Annotated in this window: 20 protein-coding genes, 1 tRNA gene and 2 pseudogenes; 12 read left to right on the forward strand and 11 right to left on the reverse strand. The window is 58.9% G+C overall.

The features are described from left to right. Nucleotides 1–99 precede the first annotated feature (99 nt). From ACWNRM_RS13420 to ACWNRM_RS13435, 4 genes are all read right to left on the reverse strand, one after another. Nucleotides 100–735: a Csu type fimbrial protein gene (locus tag ACWNRM_RS13420; protein WP_485172234.1), complete on the reverse strand. Its 636-nt coding sequence runs from the start codon at nucleotides 733–735 to the stop codon at nucleotides 100–102. 604 nt (nucleotides 736–1,339) lie between these two features. After that, nucleotides 1,340–2,164 (reverse strand): nucleoside triphosphate pyrophosphohydrolase, encoded by an 825-nt coding sequence (gene mazG / locus ACWNRM_RS13425; protein WP_485171273.1) that lies wholly within the window; start codon nucleotides 2,162–2,164, stop codon nucleotides 1,340–1,342. A 53-nt stretch (nucleotides 2,165–2,217) separates the two neighbouring features. Continuing rightward, nucleotides 2,218–3,069 carry a class I SAM-dependent methyltransferase gene (locus ACWNRM_RS13430; RefSeq protein ID WP_485171272.1) on the reverse strand — a complete coding sequence of 284 codons (852 nt, stop codon included), beginning with the start codon at nucleotides 3,067–3,069 and terminating at the stop codon, nucleotides 2,218–2,220. Between the two features lie 85 nt (nucleotides 3,070–3,154). After that, nucleotides 3,155–4,531 (reverse strand): amino acid permease, encoded by a 1,377-nt coding sequence (locus ACWNRM_RS13435; protein WP_485171271.1) that lies wholly within the window; start codon nucleotides 4,529–4,531, stop codon nucleotides 3,155–3,157. Between the two features lie 67 nt (nucleotides 4,532–4,598). Here ACWNRM_RS13435 and argC point away from each other — a divergent pair, with 67 nt between their 5' ends. From argC to ACWNRM_RS13470, 7 genes are all read left to right on the forward strand, one after another. Then, entirely contained in the window at nucleotides 4,599–5,504 is a 906-nt protein-coding gene (gene argC / locus ACWNRM_RS13440) for an N-acetyl-gamma-glutamyl-phosphate reductase (protein WP_485171270.1), read from the forward strand. A 138-nt stretch (nucleotides 5,505–5,642) separates the two neighbouring features. Further along, nucleotides 5,643–6,104, forward strand: coding sequence for a hypothetical protein (locus ACWNRM_RS13445; protein ID WP_485171269.1), 462 nt, complete (start codon nucleotides 5,643–5,645; stop codon nucleotides 6,102–6,104). 253 nt (nucleotides 6,105–6,357) lie between these two features. Further along, complete coding sequence (locus ACWNRM_RS13450; protein ID WP_485171268.1) at nucleotides 6,358–7,653, forward strand: putative bifunctional diguanylate cyclase/phosphodiesterase; 1,296 nt, start codon at nucleotides 6,358–6,360, stop codon at nucleotides 7,651–7,653. Between the two features lie 106 nt (nucleotides 7,654–7,759). Further along, nucleotides 7,760–7,843: transfer RNA gene (locus ACWNRM_RS13455), tRNA-Leu, on the forward strand. A gap of 129 nt (nucleotides 7,844–7,972) precedes the next feature. After that, nucleotides 7,973–9,133, forward strand: coding sequence for a phosphoserine transaminase (locus tag ACWNRM_RS13460; RefSeq protein ID WP_485171267.1), 1,161 nt, complete (start codon nucleotides 7,973–7,975; stop codon nucleotides 9,131–9,133). Nucleotides 9,134–9,135: 2 nt separating this feature from the next. Further along, the gene (locus ACWNRM_RS13465; protein ID WP_485171276.1) at nucleotides 9,136–10,275 is read left to right on the forward strand and encodes an ATP phosphoribosyltransferase regulatory subunit; all 1,140 of its coding nucleotides are present in this window, start codon (nucleotides 9,136–9,138) and stop codon (nucleotides 10,273–10,275) included. Nucleotides 10,276–10,287: 12 nt separating this feature from the next. Continuing rightward, the gene (locus tag ACWNRM_RS13470; RefSeq protein ID WP_023979133.1) at nucleotides 10,288–11,577 is read left to right on the forward strand and encodes an adenylosuccinate synthase; all 1,290 of its coding nucleotides are present in this window, start codon (nucleotides 10,288–10,290) and stop codon (nucleotides 11,575–11,577) included. 484 nt (nucleotides 11,578–12,061) lie between these two features. Here ACWNRM_RS13470 and ACWNRM_RS13475 read toward each other — a convergent pair. Continuing rightward, nucleotides 12,062–12,517: pseudogene (locus tag ACWNRM_RS13475) on the reverse strand (transposase); the annotation flags it as partial. A gap of 465 nt (nucleotides 12,518–12,982) precedes the next feature. Here ACWNRM_RS13475 and ACWNRM_RS13480 point away from each other — a divergent pair. After that, nucleotides 12,983–15,631: a Hint domain-containing protein gene (locus tag ACWNRM_RS13480; RefSeq protein WP_485171266.1), complete on the forward strand. Its 2,649-nt coding sequence runs from the start codon at nucleotides 12,983–12,985 to the stop codon at nucleotides 15,629–15,631. Nucleotides 15,632–15,743: 112 nt separating this feature from the next. Here ACWNRM_RS13480 and ACWNRM_RS13485 read toward each other — a convergent pair whose 3' ends face one another. After that, nucleotides 15,744–16,523, reverse strand: coding sequence for an AraC family transcriptional regulator (locus ACWNRM_RS13485; protein ID WP_485172235.1), 780 nt, complete (start codon nucleotides 16,521–16,523; stop codon nucleotides 15,744–15,746). Between the two features lie 123 nt (nucleotides 16,524–16,646). Between ACWNRM_RS13485 and ACWNRM_RS13490 the strand changes: the two genes are divergently transcribed. After that, entirely contained in the window at nucleotides 16,647–17,528 is an 882-nt protein-coding gene (locus ACWNRM_RS13490; RefSeq protein ID WP_485171264.1) for an NAD(P)-dependent oxidoreductase, read from the forward strand. 78 nt (nucleotides 17,529–17,606) lie between these two features. On the opposite strand, the gene ACWNRM_RS13495 is transcribed toward ACWNRM_RS13490, so the two are convergent. The 3 genes from ACWNRM_RS13495 to ACWNRM_RS13505 form a co-directional block, all read right to left on the reverse strand. Further along, on the reverse strand, nucleotides 17,607–18,263 hold the full coding sequence (locus ACWNRM_RS13495) for a CPBP family intramembrane glutamic endopeptidase (RefSeq protein WP_485171263.1): 657 nt from the start codon (nucleotides 18,261–18,263) through the stop codon (nucleotides 17,607–17,609). A gap of 318 nt (nucleotides 18,264–18,581) precedes the next feature. Beyond that, nucleotides 18,582–19,496 carry an RNA polymerase sigma factor RpoH gene (rpoH, locus tag ACWNRM_RS13500; RefSeq protein WP_309679054.1) on the reverse strand — a complete coding sequence of 305 codons (915 nt, stop codon included), beginning with the start codon at nucleotides 19,494–19,496 and terminating at the stop codon, nucleotides 18,582–18,584. 312 nt (nucleotides 19,497–19,808) lie between these two features. Further along, nucleotides 19,809–20,792 carry an RluA family pseudouridine synthase gene (locus ACWNRM_RS13505; protein ID WP_485171262.1) on the reverse strand — a complete coding sequence of 328 codons (984 nt, stop codon included), beginning with the start codon at nucleotides 20,790–20,792 and terminating at the stop codon, nucleotides 19,809–19,811. A gap of 33 nt (nucleotides 20,793–20,825) precedes the next feature. Here ACWNRM_RS13505 and ACWNRM_RS13510 point away from each other — a divergent pair, with 33 nt between their 5' ends. Beyond that, nucleotides 20,826–21,209 carry a hypothetical protein gene (locus ACWNRM_RS13510; RefSeq protein ID WP_485171261.1) on the forward strand — a complete coding sequence of 128 codons (384 nt, stop codon included), beginning with the start codon at nucleotides 20,826–20,828 and terminating at the stop codon, nucleotides 21,207–21,209. Between the two features lie 108 nt (nucleotides 21,210–21,317). On the opposite strand, the gene ACWNRM_RS13515 is transcribed toward ACWNRM_RS13510, so the two are convergent. Next, entirely contained in the window at nucleotides 21,318–21,473 is a 156-nt protein-coding gene (locus tag ACWNRM_RS13515) for a hypothetical protein (RefSeq protein ID WP_485171260.1), read from the reverse strand. 63 nt (nucleotides 21,474–21,536) lie between these two features. Then, on the reverse strand, nucleotides 21,537–21,833 hold the full coding sequence (locus ACWNRM_RS13520; RefSeq protein WP_122038929.1) for an ArsR/SmtB family transcription factor: 297 nt from the start codon (nucleotides 21,831–21,833) through the stop codon (nucleotides 21,537–21,539). Between the two features lie 124 nt (nucleotides 21,834–21,957). Between ACWNRM_RS13520 and ACWNRM_RS13525 the strand changes: the two are divergent. Then, nucleotides 21,958–23,036, forward strand: a pseudogene (locus ACWNRM_RS13525) (alkene reductase). A gap of 87 nt (nucleotides 23,037–23,123) precedes the next feature. Next, complete coding sequence (locus ACWNRM_RS13530) at nucleotides 23,124–23,996, forward strand: hypothetical protein (protein WP_485171259.1); 873 nt, start codon at nucleotides 23,124–23,126, stop codon at nucleotides 23,994–23,996. Nucleotides 23,997–24,004 lie beyond the last annotated feature (8 nt).

Raw genomic sequence — 24,004 nt, forward strand, 5'->3', positions numbered from 1 at the left:
CGGAGGAAACAGCGCCCGATCTGCCCAAAGCGCAGACCAAAAGTCACCCCAGGAGCCGTCAGTCAGAATGACAAAGCACTAAATCACCAGCCAGCTCCATCAACCAACGGTTCTTCGATCTCTCCAGATGGTTATGTTGATTGTGTCAGAATAGGAGCCTGCTCGCAGGGTCGAGGTAGACCCGCTGCCGAACGCGCGCCCAAACAGGTTGATCGTGTAGTTGTTGCCGTTGGGCGTCAGCGAGATGGGGGTGTTGTTTTGCACAACGGTGCTGAGAGACGCATCCTTATACAGATCATAGGCAATATAGGACGTGCCGTTGGCAAGAGCGTGATTGTGAGCTTCGGTTTTCTGGGCATCATTGGTACCACCCGTCACTGTGAGAGATGGTGTGACATCCGGTGAGCAGGTCATGGTGATGACATCGCCCCCGCTGGGGAAAACCTGCTTGTCCACATGATCGAAAAATGTCGTCTGTGTATCAAAGGCCAGCACCCCGAAATCGGTGGTGCCCGTCAGCGCCGTTCCACCGATCTGGCACGCTGATGTCAGTTGCAATGTAGCCTTGATGGTTCCGTTATAGGTTGTGCTCTGGGCATGGCATTGCCTTGGCTGACACAACGAGAATAACCCCATCGCAAACACCAAGGCACATGAGAGGGATTCTGCCGGAATTTTGGATTTGGTCCAGCGCGATAGGTATCTGCAAATATTATTGATACCATCGTGTGTCATGTTATTCTCACTATCAGTACAAGAAAAATTTCGTTGTAACAGATGACTGTTAACAACATTCTATCAGCGGTAATTACCCGTACCCGGATGAGACATGCCCTGCGTCGTCTCAAGCGCATGTCCTCAGGCGATGTGGGCGCTTTTTTCATGCAGTAGATGATTCGTCAATAAAACGTTTTATTTCGCGAACACGATAACGCTATGTCCGTTAATTTTTCTAAATAGAGTGTCAATCGTTATTGATCGTTAATGACAATGGTGCTGGCCATGATCGTTCTGATGGCAATGTACCTGATAACTGTTGATGTCATTACGATAGGCGCGTCATGAAACAGGTTTTGTGGATGGGATCTTTCTTCGCGCAAATCCTGCCAGAGGGGCACCCTGGCACATGATCTCGCTACTGGTCACCTTGCCTGCTTCAGGCGTGGCGGGATGATAGTGAACACGATGGCAGTGTGCGGTGTCGTGTCGGAGCAATCACGGTGCGATGGAACCACCATTTGATGGTTCCTGCTGTCTTCGGGGGAGGTCATGAAGTCGTCGTCCCGATGACTGCGTGATCAACGGGTAAGCAGGAAATGGGGCAGGATGAACCTGGTGTTCAAGTTGTCGGCGATGCGGCAAGACGGATCTTGACCGCATCCCATAATGCCTCCTGAGCGGGCAGGTCGAGTTCGGCCAGCGTGTTGCCGGACTCTGCCAGAACCAGCTCCATGGTCTCGATGCGGCGCGTGAATTTGGCATTGCCGTGCCGCAGGCAGGCTTCGGGGTCGAGCCCGAGTTTGCGTGCCAGACTGGCGACAGTAAACAGCACATCGCCAATCTCGTCCTCAAGGCGGGCCTTGTCACCCTCGGCAAGTTCGGCCCTGACCTCGTCGAGTTCTTCCTCGATCTTTTCGAGAACCTGCTCCGGCCTGTCCCAGTCAAAACCGACCCGTGCCGCGCGTTTGCCCAGTTTTTCGGCGCGAATCAAAGCGGGCAGGGCGGGGGCGATACCCGCCAGTACTCCGTATTCGGCCTTGGCGTCACGCTCAGCCTGCTTGTTGCGCTCCCACAGATCGGGGTCGGATGTCTGCTCGGCAAATACATGGGGATGACGACGCACCATCTTGTCACTGATCAGCCGTGCGACATCGGCAAAATCGAAACGCCCTGCCTCCTGGGCGATGCGCGCCTGGTAAACCACCTGAAGCAGCAGATCGCCCAGCTCGTCTGGCAGTGCCTCCCAGTCCTCGCGGGCGATCGTGTCCATCACTTCATAGGCTTCTTCTATGGCGAAGGGAGCAATCGTCTCATGGGTCTGTACCCTGTCCCAGGCGCAGCCGGTCTGCGGATCGCGCAGTCGTTCCATGATGGTGATCAAACGATCGAGCTGCGCCGCGGCTGTCCGGCTGTCTGGCTGGTCGGTTGGGGTGGGGGTGTTCAAAAGAGGGCTCCAGTCCGGTGAGGTGGCTTACCGGAGCATAGGCCCCGCTTTGCTCAGTTTCCATCACCCTTGGCTGATGGTTTCCGGAAGATCAGGGTGATCTGATCTGTATGACCACGAATGGCCTTGTCGAAAACAGGGAGGGTGTGGTCATCGGCTGGGTTACGCAGGACAGAACTGCTTGAGACGAGGCGGAAGCCGGCGGTTTCGGCCTGCTTCATGATCAGGGCGGGATCAATCCGATGCAGTGTCGTCGGAGCAATCGTGCCGGTACCGGTCAGGGCGACATGGTCGATCACGACATAATATCCACCCGGGCGGAGCGCCTGGAAAATGGCCTGATCCATGCGGAGTGCTGTTTCCGGACCCATGCCGCCATAGACGTCATGATAGTTCTGCGAGGTCCAGACGAGGTCGAGGGGTTGCGAGACATGAAAGTCAATGATCGGCGTGACAACCACCGAGACATTCCTGAACGCGGGATTGGCCGTAATGGCCCGTGCTGTCTGGGACAATTGCGGATGACGTGCCGCCATTTCAGCCGGAATGACGGCGAAGACATGGCCTGTCGCGCCGATCTCAAGGCTTAGCAAACGCGTGAAGTAACCGCTGCCCGGCATGAGGTCGGCAACAGCGGCTCCCCTGGGCAAGGGGACAAGCGCCAGCAATTCGAGCGGTTTGCGCTGCACATCGCGGGCGCGGTCAGTGTCTGGACGTGCCGGAGAGGCAAGGAGGCCTGCATCGGGCGCCGGCAGTGCAGACTGCCCCCGGTTCGCTGTGTCGGCAGCAAAAGCCGTACCGGTCGGGCAGAGAGAGTGGAAAATCGGCGCACCCGGAGCCAATGCACATCCCAGCATAATCATCGATGCCCTGAAGGCACCACGTCGCAGAGGGGAAACCTTCATGGTCATCGTCCTGTCAAAGAAACCAAAGCGCAGAATGGGGCCCCATACGCCCTCATGGTCCTGCGCCAGAAGTCCGAAGCTTGTCTTATCTACCCCGCCTGCACAAGACATAGAGCCCCAGGATTGCTGCGACGCTTACAAGGCTGGCGAGAATGGTCTCGCGTTGTGCCGCCTGGGCTAGCATGGCGAGGACAACAAGCCCGATGGCGCCCAGCGTGCCGAGATTGAGTGCCGAGCCGAAAGGCAGGTTGAAGGCCCGGTTTGCTGGGTCCTCAAGGCGAAGGATGCGGTGCGATGAGACGATGAGCCCATAGATGAGCAGCATGACCGCACCTGTTGCGCCCAGAAGAAAGGCAAAGATCAGTTTCGGTGACAGGATCGAGCAGAAAGCCACAGCGAGGCCAATGACGCTGGAAAAAGTCACGGCCCGCTGGGGTACGCCGGTTTTTGAGAGGGCCGCAAATGCGGCAGGCGCATCATTGAGTTCGGCCAGGCCGCGCAAGGTACGTGATGTGATGTAGATGCTCGAATTCAGACAGGATAGAATGGCGGTGAAGACGACGATCTGCATCAGGGTTGCGGCACCCGGCACGCCAATATGGCGCATGACGGTGACGAACGGTGAATAGCCTGGCTCGATGGCCGTCCACGGGACAAGAGTCAGGATCAGGATGACCGACAGGATGTAGAACAACGTCACACGCACCCCGATTGTGCGTGTGACACGTGCCAGATTTTCCTCGGCATTTTCGGATTCAGCTGCGGCTACCGTGGCTGATTCTGACCCGATCATCGAAAAAAGCACGGTAGGTACGGTCGCCAGAATGGCACCCCATCCATGCGGGAAGAGTCCGTCATGACTGAAGACGTTGTGGGTAACGCGCGGGTGCGGACCGATGAAATGGCTCAGGCTGAGCAGCCCGAGGGCACAGAAGGCGATAATGGTCGCCACCTTGATGAGCGAAAGCCAGAATTCGCATTCGCCGAAAACACGCACCGAAACGAGATTGATCAGATTGACGGCAATGATGAGGGTAGGCGCCAGAACCCAGACAGGCAGCGCAAGCCAGTCCTGCATGGCAATAGCGCCACCAATCGCTTCGGCCCCGATTGTAACGACCCAGAACAGCCAGTACAGCCAGCCCGACAGAAAGCCTGCCCAGTTACCATGTGCCGTTCGGATACAATCGATGAAGGTCCCGATGCCGGGTCTGGCGAGCAGCATCTCGCCCAGCATGCGAATGACGATGACGACGAGGAGACCTGTGCCGATATAGGTCAGAAGAATTGCCGGGCCTGCTGCGGCAATAGCAGCTGAACTGCCTATGAACAGCCCGGCACCAATCACGCCACCCAGGGCGATCATGGCAATATGTCGATCCTTCAGCTTGCCGCCATGGAGAAGAGGCGGCTCACCCTCGCGAGAAATTACATGGTGTGAAAGATTATCTTTTTCCATCATATGTTGGAGAAAGCCATGTAAATGCTTACTTCGTCCAGATGGAATATTTTAGTGAGGGAACGAATTGATGACACGGGTCTTCATCGACGGTGAAGCTGGGACGACAGGGCTGGGCATCAGGGATCGCCTGCGTGGCCTGCCTGTCGAGGTTCTCTCGATCGATCCTGCCAAACGCAAGGACCCGCAGGCACGACTGGAAATGATGCAGAATGCCGACCTTGTGATTCTCTGTCTGCCCGATGATGCTGCGCGCGAGACTGTTGCCCTGGCAGCGGACCTCGGCAATGTCCGGATTCTCGATGCCAGTACCGCGCATCGCATTGCGCCTCATTGGGAATATGGCTTTCCGGAACTGAATGCCGGGCAGGCCTCGCGTATCGCCTCGGCCCGGCAAGTGGCGAATCCGGGCTGTTACCCTACCGGGGCAATCGCCTTACTGCGCCCCCTGATCGATGCGGGGCTGATGCCTGCAGATCATCCGATAACGATCAATGCTGTGAGTGGATATAGCGGGGGGGGGCGCACCGAGATCGAAGCCCATGAGAAAAATGGTGGACCCGCTTTCGAGCTCTACGGCCTGGGCCTTGAGCACAAGCATGTGCCTGAAATCATGCATTATGCTGGTCTGACCCGGCGCCCGCTTTTCGTACCGTCCATCGGGCATTTCGCGCAGGGCATGATTGTCTCCATTCCGCTGCAGCTGGCAGATCTGCCGGGTTATGTGCGTATCTCCGATATAGAGACGTGCCTGCGCAGTTACTATGCCGTGTCTCGCCATATCAGTGTCGAGTCAGCGGATATCGCCCGTCTCGATGCCGCGTCCCTCGCGGATCAGGACAATATGGAATTGCGTGTTCATGGCAGCGAAACCTGGCGTCACGTCGTGATGACGGCGCGTCTGGATAATCTCGGCAAGGGGGCCGCGGGGGCGGCGTTACAAAATATTTCTATCATGTGCGGCCTGGAAGGCTGATCTACTTGAATTCTATCCTGCAGCGACGGGGCAAACCTCAGCCTGTCGCTGCGCGTTTGGTGTCGATTCAAGGCGTGATACTCCGATGACCGCATCCATTATCGAGCACAGTCGTTCCTGTTGCATCGCACGTACGCAATGGCAGACGGTCAGTTTCTGCGCGGGACGCAGCTCGCACGATGGTTTGCACGTCATCGTGGGCGACGCATGAAGGAGCTGACATCAAACGCCCATGTCCGACCGGGCGGTCATGTCCTTGACTGGCTGCCGCTTCTGGCCTGCCACGTTGATCCGGATGGGCGGGTGTCCTATCTCAACAGGAACTGGACCCATTTCTCCGGGCTTGGTCTGCGGACTGCCCCCTTCCTTTGGACCGATCTGATCGACCGATCGGAGCAATCACTCCCCTGCCGTTGCCCGGACTCGATGGAATATTGCGTGCAGCGCCATGTTACGCTTCGGCATCATGATGGCGCCCCGGTACAGACCGATCTGCATTGGCAGAAGCTGGGTACGAATGACGGGGGGGGGATGGATCCTGTTCGGGCATCCCGAAGCGGATTTTCCTCTGCTCAGTGCCTTATCGACCCGGGGGGCTGAGTCTGGCTCAGGAGGCTCGTCTCACTCACAGGTATCGATCGTGAGAAAAGCTCTTTCCCCGTTGGGTAACGGATCGGGTTCTGGTGTCGCCGGGCTTTCCCTTCCCCTTTCCCCTCCTGATGTTCTGGAAGCGCAGCGTCGGGCAACAGTAACGCACCAGCTGAGACGCTCCCCCCCGGGAGGCGAGGCCGGAAAGAATTCGACTGACGACTTTAAGGCCGCTTCCCTCCTGGAAGGATCACATGAAGGGGCGATGTATGACTCCCTGACCGGCCTGCCCACCTGGGGTGATTTTGAACGAGAGGCAAGCAGACACTTCGAGGGTGCGGCGGGTACAGGGGCAAATCTGGGCTTTCTGCTGGTCGATATCGATTACCTGGGTGATCTGAATGACCTCTATGGCCGTGATATAGGCGATATCATCCTCAGGCTTGTCGCCGATCGTCTGACCTTGCTGACGGCGGGTGAGGGGCTGATCACCCGCAGCGGCGACGACGAATTCTCGGTTTTCGTGACGGGCAGTGTCGATGCCGCGGCTCTGGCGGCTCATGCCCAGGCGCTCCTGAGTTTCGTTGATCTGCCTGTGCGCATCGGTACGCAGCAGATCACCTTCGGGCTCAGTATCGGCGCATCGCTCTATCCGCGTGATGGTGACACCCTTGGGCGCCTTCAGCATCACGCTCTGCTTGCAGTCAATGATGTGAAGGCCCGTGGTCGCGGCGGGTACAGGCTGTTCGACCCCTCCATGATCAGACTGGGCGAGGGCGTGACAGCCCAGTCCAATCTAATCCGTGGTATGTTGCGTGATGATCTGATCTACCCAGCGTATCAGGCAAAGGTCAGCTTGACTGACGGCCACATCGTCGGCGCGGAGGCCCTGATGCGCTGGTATCGTGACGGGATGGTGGATTGTGGGCCTGAAGCTTTTCCGGAAATTTTCCGCTCATACGATCTGGCGACACGTGTATCCGCGAGGGTGCAGGAGCGGGTCTTTCAGGATATTGCCCTGTGGCACCGCACAGGCCTCGAACCGCCTCATATCTCGATCAATGTCGCCCCTGTCGAGTTCATGCAGGATGACTATGCCGAGAAACTGCTTGCCCGTCTGGACAGGTTCGGTCTCTCGGCCCGGCTGATCGAGCTCGAACTCACCGAGCACGTTCTCTATCAGAACAGCGAGCATTATCTTCGCCGTGCCCTGACAGTCCTGCGCCGGGCAGGCATGCGCATCACGCTGGATGATTTCGGGACAGGCTATTCCTCGCTCAGCTTTCTGCGCGATTTTCCAATTTCATCGATCAAGATCGATCGCAGTTTCGTTCGTCAGATCTGCACAGAACCATCAATGGAAGTCATCGTGGAGGCAATTGTCCGGTTTGGAGAGGCCGTATCAGTCGAGGTTGTGGCCGAGGGCATTGAAACGACGGATCAGTTGGTCATTCTCCAGCGTATCGGCTGCAGGATCGGTCAGGGTTATCTTTTTTCTCCCCCAGTCGCATCGAGCGACTTTGCCCGTCTGCTGTCTGAGGGGCAATCGCTCGTTCCGTGACTGCCCATTCCTCCACGGCTGGCCTGATGCGTTGCAGGGACAGGCAGCAAGGAGCAGGGTATAGATTGCCTTTTGTCCGGATACTCGCTAACAATCCGGCCATCGGGCGAGAGTGACGGAACGGTAGACGTAGTCGGCTCAAAATCGACCGCCGCAAGGCATGGGGGTTCGAATCCCCCCTCTCGTACCAGATTTTTCACCGAAAACAGGCTGAAAACAGGCTATTGACCGGGCCGTGACTTGCGCCCTGCTGTCCGGGTCCGGCATATCTCGCAAACTTTCTTTCAGTTTGCCTGCCTGCCAGTTTACCGGACCGATCATGCCCCAACGCCCTGACAGAAAACCCGCCCGTCCTTTCTTCTCATCGGGCCCCTGCGCGAAACGTCCGGGCTGGACGCTGAGCGGGCTTGATGGCGCTCTGCTCGGCCGGTCCCATCGTGCTCCGGAAGGGCGTGCACGGCTCAAGGACGTCATTGACCGCTCGCATGAGGTGCTGGGTGCACCGTCAGACTGGAAGATCGGTATCGTGCCGGCTTCTGATACCGGTGCGGTGGAAATGATCCTCTGGGCGCTGGCGGGCGAAAGGCCGATCGAGGTGCTGTCTTTCGAGAGCTTTTCGGGTCTTTGGGCGCAGGACCTGCGCGATGTGCTCAAACTTGATGATCTTGTCGTACATGAGGCCCCTTACGGGGAACTGCCCGACCTGACGCGCATCGACTGGTCGCATGATGTGGTGCTGACCTGGAATGGCACGACCTCGGGTGTCTGCCTGCCGGGGTGCGAGGCTGTTCCGGCAGTGCATGAGGGGCTGGTCATCTGCGATGCCACCTCGGCGGCGTTTGCCATGGATCTGCCCTGGGATCGGCTGGATGTGGTGACATGGTCGTGGCAGAAGGCCCTTGGTGGTGAGGCCGCGCATGGCATGGTGGCGCTCAGCCCCCGTGCGGTAGCCCGTCTCGAGGCCGCAACGCCCCGTGCGCTGCCCAAGATCTTTCGCCTGACCAACAGCAAGGGGCTGATCGACGCCATTTTCTCGGGCGACACCATCAATACGCCCTCCATGCTTTGCGTCGAGGATGCGCTTGACAGCCTTAAATGGGCTCAGTCCATAGGTGGGTTGCAGGCGCTCAAGGCCCGCTCGCGTGCCAATCTCGATATCGTATCGGCATGGGTCGAGCGCACCGACTGGGTGGCGTTCCTGGCAGCTGATCCGGCGCAGCGTTCCAGCACCTCCATCTGCCTGCGTATTGTCGCGCCCTGGTTTGCCGCACAACCGGTCGAAGCCCAGCACAAGATCGTCAAGACGCTGACGGGCCTCGTAGCTGAAGCTGGTGCAGGCTTTGATCTTGCTTCCTATCGTGATGCACCGCCGGGGCTGCGCATATGGGGGGGCGCCACGATCGACGCCGCCGATATCGAGGCTCTTCTACCGTGGCTCGACTGGGCCTATGAGACGGTCAGCATGGAATACGCCGCATGAAAATGACTGACGAGCCCGATACCGCTCTCTTGCCCTCGGGGTTTATCGACCTTCTTCAACACGAGGCCGAGGCCGAGGCGCAGGGTATTGAATCCGTGATGGATGTGTTTGCCGCTCATGGCTATGAGCGCGTCAGACCGCCTTTGCTCGAATTCGAGACATCCCTGCTTCATGGTGCCGGTCAGGCGCTTGAGGAGCAGAGCTTTCGCCTGATGGACCCAGAGTCCCGTCGCATGATGGCCCTGCGCCCTGACATGACGACCCAGATTGCCCGCATTGCGGCCACACGCCTTGCCGGAACGCCGCGCCCGCTGCGTCTGTCCTATGCTGGGGCCTGTATTCTGGTTGGCACGCCCGGGCGAGAGGGTGAACGCCAGATCAGCCAGGCTGGGATCGAGCTGATCGGCGTGGACTCTGTCGAGGCCGATTGCGAGATCGTGCTGATTGCGGCCGAGGCGCTGGAACGGCTGGGTATTGCGGATTACTCCTTCGATCTTTCCTGTCCCGCCCTTGTTCAGGCGCTTGTCCGGCTTTCAGGCTATACCGGCACACGGCGTGCCGCCCTTGTTCATGCGCTTGATCGCAAGGATATGGCCGCTGTTGCCGAGCTGGGCGGCCCTGTCGCTGCCGTGCTGACGGCACTGGTCGAAGCCTGCGGCCCGTCCGATGCGGCGCTGGCTATTCTGGAAAAGCTCGAATTGCCGCCCGAAATCAGGGTCCATGCCGAGCGTCTGATGGCTGTAGTACGCGCCATTCATGCCCGTGCACCGGGGCTGCGCCTGACCGTCGACCCGGCTGAATTTCGGGGCTGGCAGTATCACACCGGAGTCTGCATGACCGTGTTTGCCCGGAGCCAGCGCGAAGAGCTGGGCCGTGGCGGGCGTTATCAGGCGCAGGGTGAGGAGCCAGCCTGCGGTCTGACATTCCGCCCTGAGGTCCTGCTGCGGGCGGCCCGACCGATCACGCTGCGTCCGCGCGTTTATATCGCACCGGAATCGCAGGATTCCGAGGGAGCGGCACGACTGCGCAGGGAGGGCTATGCCACGGTTGCCGGTCTCGACAGCGTCGAGGATCTGGCTGCTGAAGCGCGTCGTCTGAACTGCCCCTTTGTTTTCGTCGCTGACGAACTCATCACGCTGTAAAAGGAAAAGAGCATGTCCAACGTCACCGTCATCGGCACCCAGTGGGGTGACGAAGGCAAGGGAAAGATCGTGGACTGGCTGGCCAGCCGTGCGGATATCGTCGTCCGCTTCCAGGGCGGTCACAATGCCGGTCATACGCTGGTGGTGGGCGATCAGGTCTACAAGCTCTCCCTGCTGCCTTCCGGCCTCGTGCGCGGCAAGACCGGCGTGATCGGCAATGGCGTGGTGGTCGATCCTGAAGCGCTGCTTGCTGAAATCGACCGTGTGTCCGCGCAGGGGCTGGTGGTCAATCCCGAGACCCTCTGGGTGGCTGACAACGTGCCGCTCATCCTGCCGCTGCATGTTGCGACCGACCGTGCGCGTGAAGCCGCACGCGGCGACCGCAAGATCGGAACCACAGGGCGCGGTATCGGCCCGGCCTATGAGGACAAGGTGGCCCGTCGTGCCATCCGCCTGTGTGACCTGTCCGAGCCCGAGACGCTGGACTGGAAGCTGGATGAGCTGCTGCTTCATCACAACACGCTTCTTGCTGGTCTCGGTGCGCCGACTTTCACAAAGCAGGAAATCCTGGATCATCTGGCGAAGCTGGCCCCACGCGTGCTGCCCTTCGCCTGTTCGGTCTGGGAGCGTCTGGACGAGGCCCGTCGTGCAGGCCGTCGTATCCTGTTTGAAGGGGCGCAGGCTGTCATGCTTGATGTCGATCACGGCACCTATCCATTCGTGACCAGCTCCAACACGGTTGCGGCTGTCGCGGCCAGTGGTAGTGGTGTCGGCCCCGGCACGGTGGGTTTCGTGCTCGGCATTGCCAAGGCTTACACCACCCGTGTGGGCGAGGGGCCGTTCCCGTCCGAGCTGTTCGATCAGGTCGGGCAGGATCTCGGCGAACGCGGTCGTGAATTTGGCACGGTCACCGGGCGTGCCCGTCGTTGTGGCTGGTTCGATGCCGTGCTCGTTCGTCGCGCAGCCCGCGTTGGCGGGGTGAGTGGTATCGCCCTGACCAAGCTCGATGTTCTGGACGGCTTCGAGGAAGTGAAGATCTGTGTGGGTTACGAGCTTGATGGCAAGGTGATCACCTCCTTCCCGTCCAGCCCTGCTGCTCAGGCAAGGCTGAAGCCCGTTCTGGAATCCATGCCGGGCTGGCAGGAAACGACCTTCGGTGCGCGTAGCTGGGCTGATCTGCCCGCGGCGGCCATCAAGTATATTCGCCGTATCGAGGAACTGATTGAGGCTCCGGTAACGCTGCTTTCCACCAGTCCTGAGCGCGATGATACCATCCTGATGCGCGATCCTTTCGAGGATTAATGCGACGGGCCGCAAGGCCGACCCCAGATTGCTGGCGCAAGAAGCAAGGTCTCTTTCCTGACACCAGACCTTGCCTCTTGCAGGCTCTGCCGCCGGCATCTCGATCAATTTCCAATTTTGCATGGCTTATAAGGTCTGGCTGACAGATGAAATTCTGGTCGGTTGTCGTATTCATGCCTGATTGAAATCTGTCGAAGCATTCTGCGGCGTGATCGGGCACGCAAGAAGGCAGCAAACTTCTCAGTATTCCACAGAAACGGTTTGCTTGTGATGCGCTGGGTCTCTGTCTGATCAGGAAGCCTGGACATTTCACCTGCCGCAGAGTGCGCGCGCGCGTGGTGTCGACCAGATGCCTCATAGTCAGTTTCTGTCGATATTCCTCTAGGCTCAGACCTCATGGCCCGCACATGACGGTTGCGGTGAGGCAGGCGCCGCAGAAGAACGCGGCCGAACGTCTGTCTTAGCGCGTGGTGACGTAGCATCAGTTCTTGAGGCGTCCGAAATTGATCTTGATACGATCGCGGTGCCGGTATTGGCGTTTGCGGTAGCTCAAGGGTGTCGTGCGGGATCTCTGGCCTGGAATGCAGGGTCTGATCCCTTTTTTCTCCAATCCGTTTCTGAACCAGTCGGCGTCATAGCCGCAATCGGCCCAAAGTCATTCCGCTGCAGAAAGACTGTCCTGCGAGGCCGGAGCATCTTTGGAATCACTGATCGAGCCTGCTGCCATGAAGAAGGTGAGCGGCCAGCCGTTAATCATGCGGGCGAAAACCCCCGGCAGGGCTCCCAGCGCTTCCGGCGATTGTTGAGCGTCGGGGGGGCATATTTCCGGGGTGTTTCCCGCCAGCGCAGCAGCCCGTTGCGGTTCACGAAGATGATCCCGCTCAACGCCTGCCGATTATTGACGCGTGGCCTGCCAGGGTTTTTCTGAAAAAGGCTCCAAACGAGCCACATGCTCGTCCGTCTGCCAATACAGGGTGCCTATACCCAATCTACTCACAGAACCTGAGTCAAAATCCCACCTGAATCAATGGGTTCTGAGCCTGGCCTGGTCATGGAGTTGAGGATTCGTCTTGCTCGGCCACCTGAGTATGGTTGTAACGTAAATTTGTAAACTATGCTAACAACAAACAAGACACACAAAGTAAAACTTAAAACCAAGTTTGTAATGATGAATGAAAACAATTAATTAGCCGTTAAAAAATGAGTTCGCCAGGTTATTCATGGTTATTTCGGTAAGTGTACTATTTACCGGTTTGCTAGAAGCAAATAATGGCTGCCAACAGGAGGTACGATCTCAGGTGCGTGCAGGGGGTGGTGGAAGGGAGGAGCTTGCCTGGATGGCACTCTCCAGAACTGAATTCCCGGCCATGTTCGGGTCGTGCGCGTAGATTCAAGGAGTGTCAGAATGGCAACCATACTGTCCGGCATGTGGTCGGCTGTGAATGTCAGCGGTCAGACCATGTTTCAGAGCGGGGCAACGTATGTTGGTCAGCCTGCAAGCTTCGCTGCCAACACGTCGATCACGGTAATGAATGGTGCTACTGTCACGTCGCTTTCGGGCGCTTCCCTGGCAATTACGGTCCAGGCTGGCGGTACTGTCAGGGGCGCTGATCTGAATGGCGGTACACTGACCGTTTCCAATGGTGGTGTTCTGAGTGGGAATAACCTGAGTGGCGTTAGCACCACCCTGAATTCAGGTGCCCAGTCGATCAACGATACCTATGTCAAGGGTAGCGCCGGATCAACCTGGAGCTATGCACTGAACGGTGCGACAGTGACCGGCGCTACTGTGGGGAGCGGCGGATATCTTCAGGTACAGGCCGGCGCAGTCGGCTCGAACATTACGGCAATCAATGGCGGCTCGGCCTCGATCGCTGCGGATACCACAAGCGGCTTTCAGGCGCTCAATGGTGGTTATCTCCAGTCGGGTACGATGACCTTTTCTGGATATCTCGGGAATGGTGACGTCGTCTCGACAGGCGCTGTGCTGAATGGGGTGTGGTCGGCAGTCAATGTGAATGGCAAGACCGTTTACCAGAATGGGACAACCACTGTCAGCGACCCTGTTATCCTGAATGGGGCGACGCTCTACGTCGGTAGCGGTGCGATAGTCTCGGGTCTGACCTGCATCTCGGGAACAATTCCTACGGTCAGCGTCAACGCGGGTGGGACAATCCTGAGCTCCCATATCACACGCTCGTATGTACGTGTGGACAGTGGCGGCGTCCTTCATGACAACCGGATGGACGGGTGTGATGTCACCCTCAGCACAGGCGCACGCTCCACAGATGATACATACTCGTGGTATGGACTGGCTGTGCAAAGCGTGAAAGTCGCGAGTGGCGCTGTTGTCACGCATGCCAATGTCACGAGCAATACCACGATCAGCGCTGCTACCGGGGCCACAATCGATGGTCTGCATGTCGGATCCGGGGGGTCCGCAGTTATCGGTTCCGGGGTCAATCTTTCCGGATACAATGCAGATCCTGGCACATATCTTGCGACCTACACGCCTATTGGCGGCACCGTCACTGTTCCTGCAACGCCGGCAACCCCTTCGGGTACTGTGCTCAACGGGACATGGAGCGCAGTCAATTCAGGCGGGGTAACGGTTTATACAAATGGTGCCTCATCTGTGCAGGCTCCGGCCACGCTAGGGAATGGCGCAGTACTCTGGGTAATGAGTGGTGCGACAGCCAGTGGTCTTTCAGGATATGGTAATAACGTTTTTGTGCAGAATGGCGGCACGCTTGCCAGTTCCTACATAGCCAATGGAAGTGTCTATATCTACTCGGGTGGCACGACCAGAGGCAATCAGTTCAATTCAGACCCTGTGACCATCGCCGCGGGCGGAAGCTCGGTTGATGATGTCTTCTATAATAGCGGTTACGACAACAACACCACTCTCGTACAATCGGGGGGATCCGTTGTCGGCGGTCAGGTAGGTTCAGGCGGCATCCTGTCGGCCATGTCAGGATCGGTTGTCAGGGATCCATCGGTGGGGGATGGCGCTTATCTGGTCGTGGACAAGGCTGTAACCGAAATATGCTACCTCAAGGGTACGCATATCCTGACCGAGCGCGGTGAGGTGCTCGTCGAGGAACTCGAGGTGGGTGAGCGTGTTGCGTGCAAGGTCGAGGGCGACATCGTGTTTCGTCCGATCATATGGATTGGTCGGCGGTTCAACCGGTTCGAGCCCTGGCAGCCTGACGATCTTGCGGGTTATCCGGTACGCATCGTGGAGAGCGCTTTCGAGCCTGGTGTGCCATCTCGCGACCTGCTTGTAACGCCAGAGCACTGTTTCGCTTTTGAGGGCAAGATGTTGCCCATCCGTATGCTCGTGAACGGGACGACCATTCGATATGACCTCTCGATACAGAGCTACGAATATTATCATATAGAGCTGTCCGAGCACTCGATCATCCTGGCCGAAAATACGCCCGCCGAGAGTTACATTGATACGGGCAACAGGCACGTCTTCAACGGGACACATAATGTTGTTTCGCTCGGTGTGCCCCCTGCACAGCGTTACGCATTGCCGCTTTGTGTTGAACGTAGTTTTGCGCAGGCACTGCATGAGCGTTTCGCTCGTGGTGCCTCCGTGCAGGACGCTGCCAATCTGACAGGCGAGCCGGACCTGCATCTTGTGACTGGTGCGGGTTGTGACATCCGTCCTATGCGTCGTGATGGCTCGCGATATGTGTTCCGGCTTCCACCCGGTACGACAGGGGTCCATATCGCGTCGCGCGCTGCTCGGCCTTGTGACAGTATCGGACCTTATGTCGATGACCGTCGGCGGCTGGGCGTGTTGATCGGTGGCATTGACGGGTTTTCCTGTGAGGGACAATTTGCCGTCACAGCCCATCTGACAGGTGAGCAGCTTTCGGGATGGCATCTTGGTGAGGGGGGCGCACGCTGGACAGACGGTTATGGATGGCTGCCCCTGGCGTCTTGTGCCATCACGCACCCGATCATATTGAGCATAGAGGTGATTGACACCGCAATCTATCTGCGAGAGCCGATTGAGGTGCAGCAGACCGCCCTGACAGCCTGATCGGCAGGTTTGCAATAAACTGCCCAGCCTGAGCCTGTTTGACGGCGTTGCCGGCAACAAGCCAGGCGGGCCACGCCGAACCCGGTGCTTCTGATCACTGAGGCGAGGCGTTTCACCGCCGGGCGAGATCCGTCCGGTGTTTGATGATGGAAGGCCGCATACCGGTCAGACTCGCGAAGGCTTTCGAGAAGGCGGCAAAGCTGTCGTATCCTGCACTCAGGGCTGCGCTGGCCACGCTCTCCCCCTGGCCGAGCTGTTCATAGGCGTGGGCAATGCGCACGCGTTGTCGCCAGGCTGAAAAATGCAGCCCCGTATCCTGTCTGAAATGGCGGACAAAGGAGCGTTCCGACATGGTGGCCAGCCTGGCCCAGTCGGGCTGGCTGCGCTGGTCTGCGGGATTATCTGTCAGCGCCTGCGCTACGCGCCTGAGCCTCTCATCCTGCGGAAAGGGGAGGGCGCCCGTGTCCTGAGGCAGGGAGAGCAACTCATCCCAGAAGCTTTCTGCAAGTCGTGCCACGACTTGTGACCATGACGTACTACGCGCCATGCGGGAAAGCCGGACGGCCTGGGCATTGAGCAGATCGCTCCCGCGCGACAGAAACGGATGAGCCGGCAAGGCCTGGCATCTTTCGGGATGGAGATAAAGGCTCCAACCCATGATCGCACCATGGGAGCGGGCTTCGTGGATCAGGTTTGGTGGGAGCCATAGTATCTGCCCTGGACCAATCAGCCATTGGGCCGTCTGGGTACGCAAGGCCATGACACCATTCGCAATTCCAAAAACCTGACCGCGTTCATGGGCATGCGGGCAGGCCTCACGGCGCTCTCCCTGTTCCATGTGGCCCCCTAGAATCCAGGGGGCGTTGTTCGCTGCGGCCTCACGCGGGACCATGCTGCATCTGGCGTCCATGCGCTGATTTATGGCGTATACGCGCAGGAACGCCAGAAAATAAGCCGGTAGGCTCGCCTTATTCGCCTTTCATGTTCGCAAGGCGATCATCCGGGAGGACGGCTTATGAAGACAGGTTTTATCGGACTCGGTGCCATGGGGCATGCCATGGCCATGAAAGTGCTCGAGGCCGGGCATGATGTGGTGGTCTATAATCGTACCCGTTCAAAGGCCGACGCCCTCGTCGCGCGCGGCGCCGTGGTGGCCGACACACCCGCAGAGGTGGCCAGGCAGGCAGATGTCGTGTTTTCCATGCTGTTTGACGATGCCACGACTCAGGAAGCCAGTTTTGGACCAGACGGACTCGCGCAGGCCATGCGTGACGGGGCCGTTCATGTCTGTTGCAGCACGCTCTCACTCGATCAGGCGCGTCGGCTGCGCGATGGTCATGCGGCGCGTGGTCAGCATTATGTCAGCGCCAATGTGCTGGGTCGGCCCCCTGCCGCCGAGGCTGGAAAACTCTATGCCATGATTGCCGGTGAGCATGCCGTGCTGGATCGCGTAGCCCCAGTCATGGAAGCATTCGCCCAGCGGATTTTCCGGGTGGGGAATGACCCGGTGCAGGCCAATCTCGTCAAGCTCAGTCTCAACTTCATGATCTACTCGACCATTGAGCAGATGGCGGAAGTTTTTGCGCTCAACGAGCAGATGGGAACAGACCCGGCGCTGGTGTTCGAGATCATGACCAACAGTTTCTGCAATGCCCCGGTGCACAGAAATTACGGTCAGCTGATGGTTGACCGCGCCTATGATTATCCGGGGGCGCCTGTCACATTGGGCCTGAAAGACGTGAAGATGTTTCTGCAAGCCGGGCATGAACTCGGCTTGGACCTGCCTTATGCCGATATCGTGCATGACCGTCTTGCGGCTTCCATCGAAGCGGGAGACGGGGAACGGGACTTTGTGGTTCTGCAGGAGCAGGTCAAGGCAAGGATGAAGCACGGCTGAGCCGGTATGCGGAGGGGGGAGGCGATCCCGCGAGAGGATTTCCACCCCCTGTCGGCCCGCCATGCGCAGCCCTGTCATTCAGCCGTGATGCCAGGCCGCGCCCGTGTAGAAAAATCGCCCCATACCGATGGTGAAGATCAGGCAGCCATAAAGGGAATGTTCCAGACAGGCGAGGCGCAACGAGCGGTGACGCTCGTAATCGCGGGCAAACAGAAAGCCGCCAGCGAAGGTGAGGGCTATGGCAATCCAGTTGAGGAAGATGACATGAGCGAAGGCAAAGGTGATTGCGCTGGCCAGTATCCGACGCGTTGGGGTCACGAACAGTGACTGATAGCGATGAAACAGGAAGCCCCGGTAGAGCATTTCCTGCGGCCAGACGGAAAGCAGGGGATAGAGGCCCATAATGACCAGCCAGAAGCCGGGTCGGTGTCGGGGGAGGTCGAGGAAATGGGTGGGCCAGAGAAAATAGGCCAGGACTGTTAGCGCGCTCCCCAGAATCCCGAAGCGTACAAAGACGGCCCGTATTTCCCGCTGCACGTCATGCGACACAGGGAGACGCCCACGTATGGACAGCCACGCGATGATTGCACCGATCCATAACCCGGCGAACAGTATCCCCGGCTGACGCAGGGCCAGCACCAGAAGCGGGCCACCCCCGTAGAGTGCAAGAAATTCACTCAGACGCAGAGACCGGGGCAGGAGACGCTTTGCGGGTGCAGGGTGGACGGGCGTCATGGCTTTACCCCTCTTCGGAACAGATTATTACCGTCGTGATGATAACGCCCGGTCGGAGGGGAGCAGGCCGCGTCAGGTGGCGTCGGAAATGCTGCGACCAATGCGGGTGCGATGGACGACACCAGTTATTCAGATTCTGTCGTGACTGACATGCTACCAGCGAGAGGATGCCGAAAAGGCGGCGTGGTGCTCTCGACGTAGATACACTAAGACATCGCACCTGATGCTCAGGTGATGCGTGACGCTGAGCAGGTTGGACAGGAAAAAACAGCCCTGTCGCCGGGAGTGCAGAATGACGGCAAACCCGGCGGGATCGGATCAGGCCTGCACATGATGATGCAGGGAGATTCCTTCGTCCTGTTTGCGACGCAGTTCAACTTCGGCGGCCATCGCCTTCTGAAGCTTTTCGAACGCCCGCGCCTCGATCTGGCGGATACGCTCACGCGACACGCCATATTCGTGTGAGAGCTCCTCAAGTGTCGACGGGTCGTCCTTGAGGCGTCTTTCGGTCAGAATATGCCGCTCACGATCGTTCAGCGATTTCATGGCCTCGGTCAGCAGGGCCTGACGTCCGCTCATTTCCTCCGCCTCACCCAGCGTCGTCTCCTGGCTTTCCTGATCGTCAACCAGCCAGTCCTGCCACTCGCCTTCGCTATCGCTGCGGAGAGGGGCGTTGAGGCTGTGATCCGGGGCCGAGAGGCGCTGGTTCATCGACACCACGTCCTGCTCGGGTACACCAAGCGTCGTGGCGATCTTGTCGACCTGCTCCGGTTTCAGGTCACCATCATCGATGGCCTGCATCTGGCCTTTCAGGCGACGCAGGTTGAAGAACAGCTTCTTCTGCGACGCGGTGGTGCCCATCTTCACGAGCGACCATGAGTGCAGGATGTACTCTTGCATCGCTGCGCGGATCCACCACATGGCGTAAGTAGCCAAGCGGAAGCCGCGATCGGGATCGAAGCGTTTGACAGCCTGCATCATGCCGATATTGCCCTCGCTGATCAGTTCGTTCAGCGGCAGGCCATAGCCACGATAGCCCATGGCAATCTTGGCAACGAGGCGCAGATGCGAGGTAACGAGCTTGTGGGCAGCAGCGTCGTCTTCCTTGTCACGCCAGCGGCGGGCAAGTTCGACTTCTTCCTGCGGCGACAGGATGGGGAATTTACGGATCTCCTGAAGGTACCGTGTAAGGTTGTTTTCAGGGCCGATTGACATGACGGCGGAAGAGGCCATTGGGCTGCAACTCCTTTCGCCCGGACAGAGAAGGAACCAGATATACGGGTATTCACCCTGTTGGTTCCCGCTGGCGGGTGACGCATGGATAAGGAAGGACTTACGTCACCGCGCGATACCCTCCCATTGAGCGATATCAGGCGGCACGTCCGTTCCGGCGGCGCGTCAGCTCGTCGGATTGGCTATGAGTGGATCATACAGCTTTTTCCGAGTCAAGAAAACGTACCACATTACTCCTATTTAACCCGGCCGATAGTCCAGGAGGCGCACCGGCCCTTATCCAGCCTGAAACAGGATGAAAACGCCCTCCAGTCAGCGCCCTCGCAGCGCACGCAGGAGTGACTGGAAATCCTCTGGTGGCTCCGAGGTGAACAGAAGTTTTTCCCCTGTCCGGGGGTGGGTGAAACCGAGCCGCGCCGCGTGCAGAGCCTGACGAGGGAAGTCGAGCGCTGTCCTTCGTGCAGCCTCGGGCAATCCACGTGCGGCCGCGGGGATGCGGCGCAGATAGACCGGATCGCCAAGCAGGGGGTGGCCAGCCTGAGAGAGATGCACGCGTATCTGGTGAGTGCGACCCGTCGCGAGCTTGCACTCGATCAGGCTGACGGAGGCGTCGAAGGCTTCGAGGCAGCGCACATGGGTCAGGGCGTGCTTGCCCCCCTGGGTGACGACTGTCATGCGTTTGCGGTCGCGCTTGTCCCGCCCGATCGCGCCATCATAACTGATGGTGGCTGGCAGAAGCCCCCATGCCAGCGCCTTGTAGGCTCGATCGATATCACGCGCGGCAAAGGCATCGGAAAGCGCATTATGCGCGAGCGGCGTCTTGGCGACGACCATCAGTCCCGACGTATCCTTGTCGAGACGATGCACGATACCCGGGCGCTTTTCGCCGCCGATTCCTTCCAGATCCTCGCCGCAATGACCGAGCAGGGCGTTGACCAGTGTGCCTGTCTCATTACCCGGCGCCGGATGCACCACCAGACCGGCGGGCTTATCGAGCACGATCAGGTCGCGATCCTCGAACAGGATCGGCAGGGCGTGATCCTCGGCCTGCGGGCGAGCGGGGGCGGCAGGCGGCACGATCAGCACGAGGCGTCGCCCGGCTCTGGTGGTTTCCGAAGGCTCGCGTATGATGACGCCGTCGCAGAAAACCTGCCCGGCCTCGATCAGGGATTTGACGCGTGAACGGGAGAGCGTGCCGATGGAATCGGCCAGAAAGCGGTCGAGCCGCTGCCCTGCCTGCTCTGGCGTGACAACAAACTCGAATCGGTTTTCATCGGGGGCATGGGCATCGGTCATGCGCCCCTTTAGCAATTAGGATCATTTGCCGCCATGACTACGCCGCCGCCCCCTGTTTCACGTGTCCTGATGGCTGCGGTCATCGGCATGGGCGTGATGATCGTCATCGGTACGGCCGGGCTGATCGGCGTTGTAGTCCATCGTGCCATGCACCCCCATCGGGCGATCCTGCACGAGAGACAGGTTTCTGCTTCCCCTATGACGGGGCAAGGCGACATCGTGGCACCCAGGTCCAGTCAGAAAGGAGGGGATGGGGCTGCCGTGTTCACCCTTCACGGTGGCGGGCATGTGCTTTCACAGATCGTACGCCCCGACGGCAGTCTGTCACTGCTGATCGCAACCCCGGAAGGCGAGCAGATTGTCATATGGAGCCCTGAGTCCAATCGTGTGATGGCGCGTTTCGCGCTCAGTCCCTGAGTTGATCTCCCTCCCGCGCCGGGAGCCTGAGGCAGGCACCAAAATGAACGCTCCGGGGAGCGGTTTGGCACGCGATACGACGCGCGCCAAACGTCCCGCCGTTTCTGGTCAGGTCAGTACGACGAGCGCTTCGGCACGCCCCGCCTCAAGGCCAAGGCGCTCATAGACAGGCCCCATCTCGACAATTCCCGTCCACTGGCTGAAGCTTTTCTTGTCCATGCCCAGATGGTGCGGCATCACCACGAGCGGTGGCCGATCATCCATGCATTTGATGCGTAATGTCGCCCAACGCGTCTGGCACTAAGGCCCCTGAGTGTTCGGGGCGGTTTACCCCGCGAGGACGGCTTGCATCAATCCGGGAAAACGCGCATCGAGATCGTCTCTACGAAGTGAGTTGAAATGCTGCACGCCCTGTATGCGCGTATGAAGCAGCCCGCTCTCACGCAGTACCTGAAAATGGTGAGACATACTTGAGCGTGGCCGATCACCAAGCAGTGCGGCGCAACTCGCTTCGGGAACCGAACCAAGGTGCTGAACGATTTCAAGACGGATCGGATCTGCCAGCCCTCGCAGGACTCCCAGCAGGGTGAGGCTCTCCACAACGGGGTGATCGTAGTCAGGCATCTGGGCTGTCCGGTTCCAAAAAACAGGAGGGGAGGGGTTGTCGTCACGACGACGCATCCCCATTCCTGATATTGTTCGATCAAAATCGAATTAAACCCCCATGGGTTCATGAGGACTTAGCATTATGACAACTCTGTTCGATCCGATCCAGCTTGGCGCCATCGACGCGAAGAACCGGATCCTGATGTCACCACTCACACGTGGCCGTGGCACACGTGAGCATGTGCCGACGCCGGTCATGGCAGAATATTATGCCCAGCGCGCCAGCGCCGGGCTGATCATCTCTGAGGCAACCGGTATCAGTCGCGAGGGACTGGGCTGGCCCTACGCGCCCGGCATCTGGTCGCAGGAACAGGTCGAGGCCTGGAAGCCGATCACCAGGGCGGTGCATGACAGGGTGGCAAGATCGTTGTCCAGCTCTGGCATATGGGACGCATGGTGCATTCCAGCGTGACGGGTCAGCAGCCGGTTTCCAGCTCGCCCACTTCTGCGCCCGCGCCGCTGCACACTTATGACGGTAAGCAGGAGCCGGAGCAGGCACGCGCACTCACCAAGGCCGATATCACGCGTATTCTGGGCGAGTACGAGGTTGCTGCGCGCAACGCCATCGCAGCCGGGTTCGATGGCGTGCAGATCCACGCCGCCAATGGCTATCTGATTGATGAATTCCTGCGTGACGGGACCAATCATCGCGAGGATGAATATGGCGGATCGCCTGAAAACCGCATCCGCTTCTTGCGTGAGGTGACGGAACGTGTCATCGCCACCATCGGGGCAGACCGGACATCCGTGCGTCTCTCACCGAATGGCGATACGCAGGGCTGCATCGATAGCGCGCCCGAGACCGTGTTCGTCCCGGCGGCGAAGCTGCTCAACGATCTTGGCATCGGCTTCCTCGAGCTGCGTGAACCCGGCACAAACGGTACATTTGGCAAGACTGACCAGCCCAAGCTGCATGGCCCGATTCGTGAAGTATTCCGTAATCCTTTGGTTCTGAATCAGGACTACACACGTGAGGAGGCTCTTGAAACCGTCGCCAACGGGACGGCCGACGCCATCGCATTTGGTCGTAAATTCATTGCCAACCCTGATCTTCCGCGTCGTTTGTCTGAGGATCTTCCGCTTCAGTCAGACAATATCAAGACGTGGTATAGCCGCGGAGACGAGGGATACATCGATTACCCGTTTTATAACGAATCGTGACTTTGTCATGAAACATGCCGAGGTATGTTGACCTCGTAACGTGTTCGGGTTTCAGGAAGATACATTTCGTTTCTTTCTGGAACCTCGATGCGCCTAAAGTTTCTTTCCGCTGCAGCCTTCCTCTCAGCTCTCACGGTATCTACGGCTCTGGCCGACCCAGTGCCTGTGGTCGCTGTTAACCGGGAGATCGGTCTCTCAATGGCCGGGATTTTTGATAATCTCGTGGGGGGCTATGGCGGCCAGTATCAGACGACGGGTGGTCAGTGGTACCGCCCTTATCACTCCACGTCGCAATCCCGCTCCCGCCGCATCGGCTGGGTTCCGGGATTTCAGGTGGACGCTTCGACCATGATCTCTCTGGGGCGGATAGAGAATCTCTATGCCTCGGCACTTTTCCGGCTCGGCTCGGGAACGCGTAATGACAAATATGCGAGCAGCTACAGCTCGTCCTATGGCAGCGACGCGTGGCAGACCAACGGCGGGCAAAGTGCCAACTCGACCTATAGCCGTGGCGAAATCGGCAAGGGTTTCCTGCTTCTGAATGACAAGGCGCTCATTACACCCTTCGTTCAGGGAGGATATGACAGCTATGGCTACGATAGCTTCGGCGGGCAGAATGCCTTTTTCGTCGGACTCGGCCTGAATGCGGATTATGCGCTGACCGATCGTCTGGTGCTGCGCGGTCGGTTCGGCTGGGCCGAGATTCTCGACACGGGAACCTATCGCGTGAATGGTGCCTCGACGCGGCCGCGCTGGGAAGGCAGTCTCGGGGCAGATTACCGTATGACCCGCCACTGGCATCTGACGGCCGGCGGGGACTACGCCTACACATCCTATGGCCATGACACATACCGCTATGCCTATCAGAGCATGAGCGAGGGGCAGGTCTCGGGACGCTGGACCTCAAGCGGCATCCAGAACGGCCTCACCCTGCGTGCGGGTCTCGCCTACGCGTATTGAGGCAGCAG

This window comes from Asaia sp. A2 (assembly GCF_057319415.1).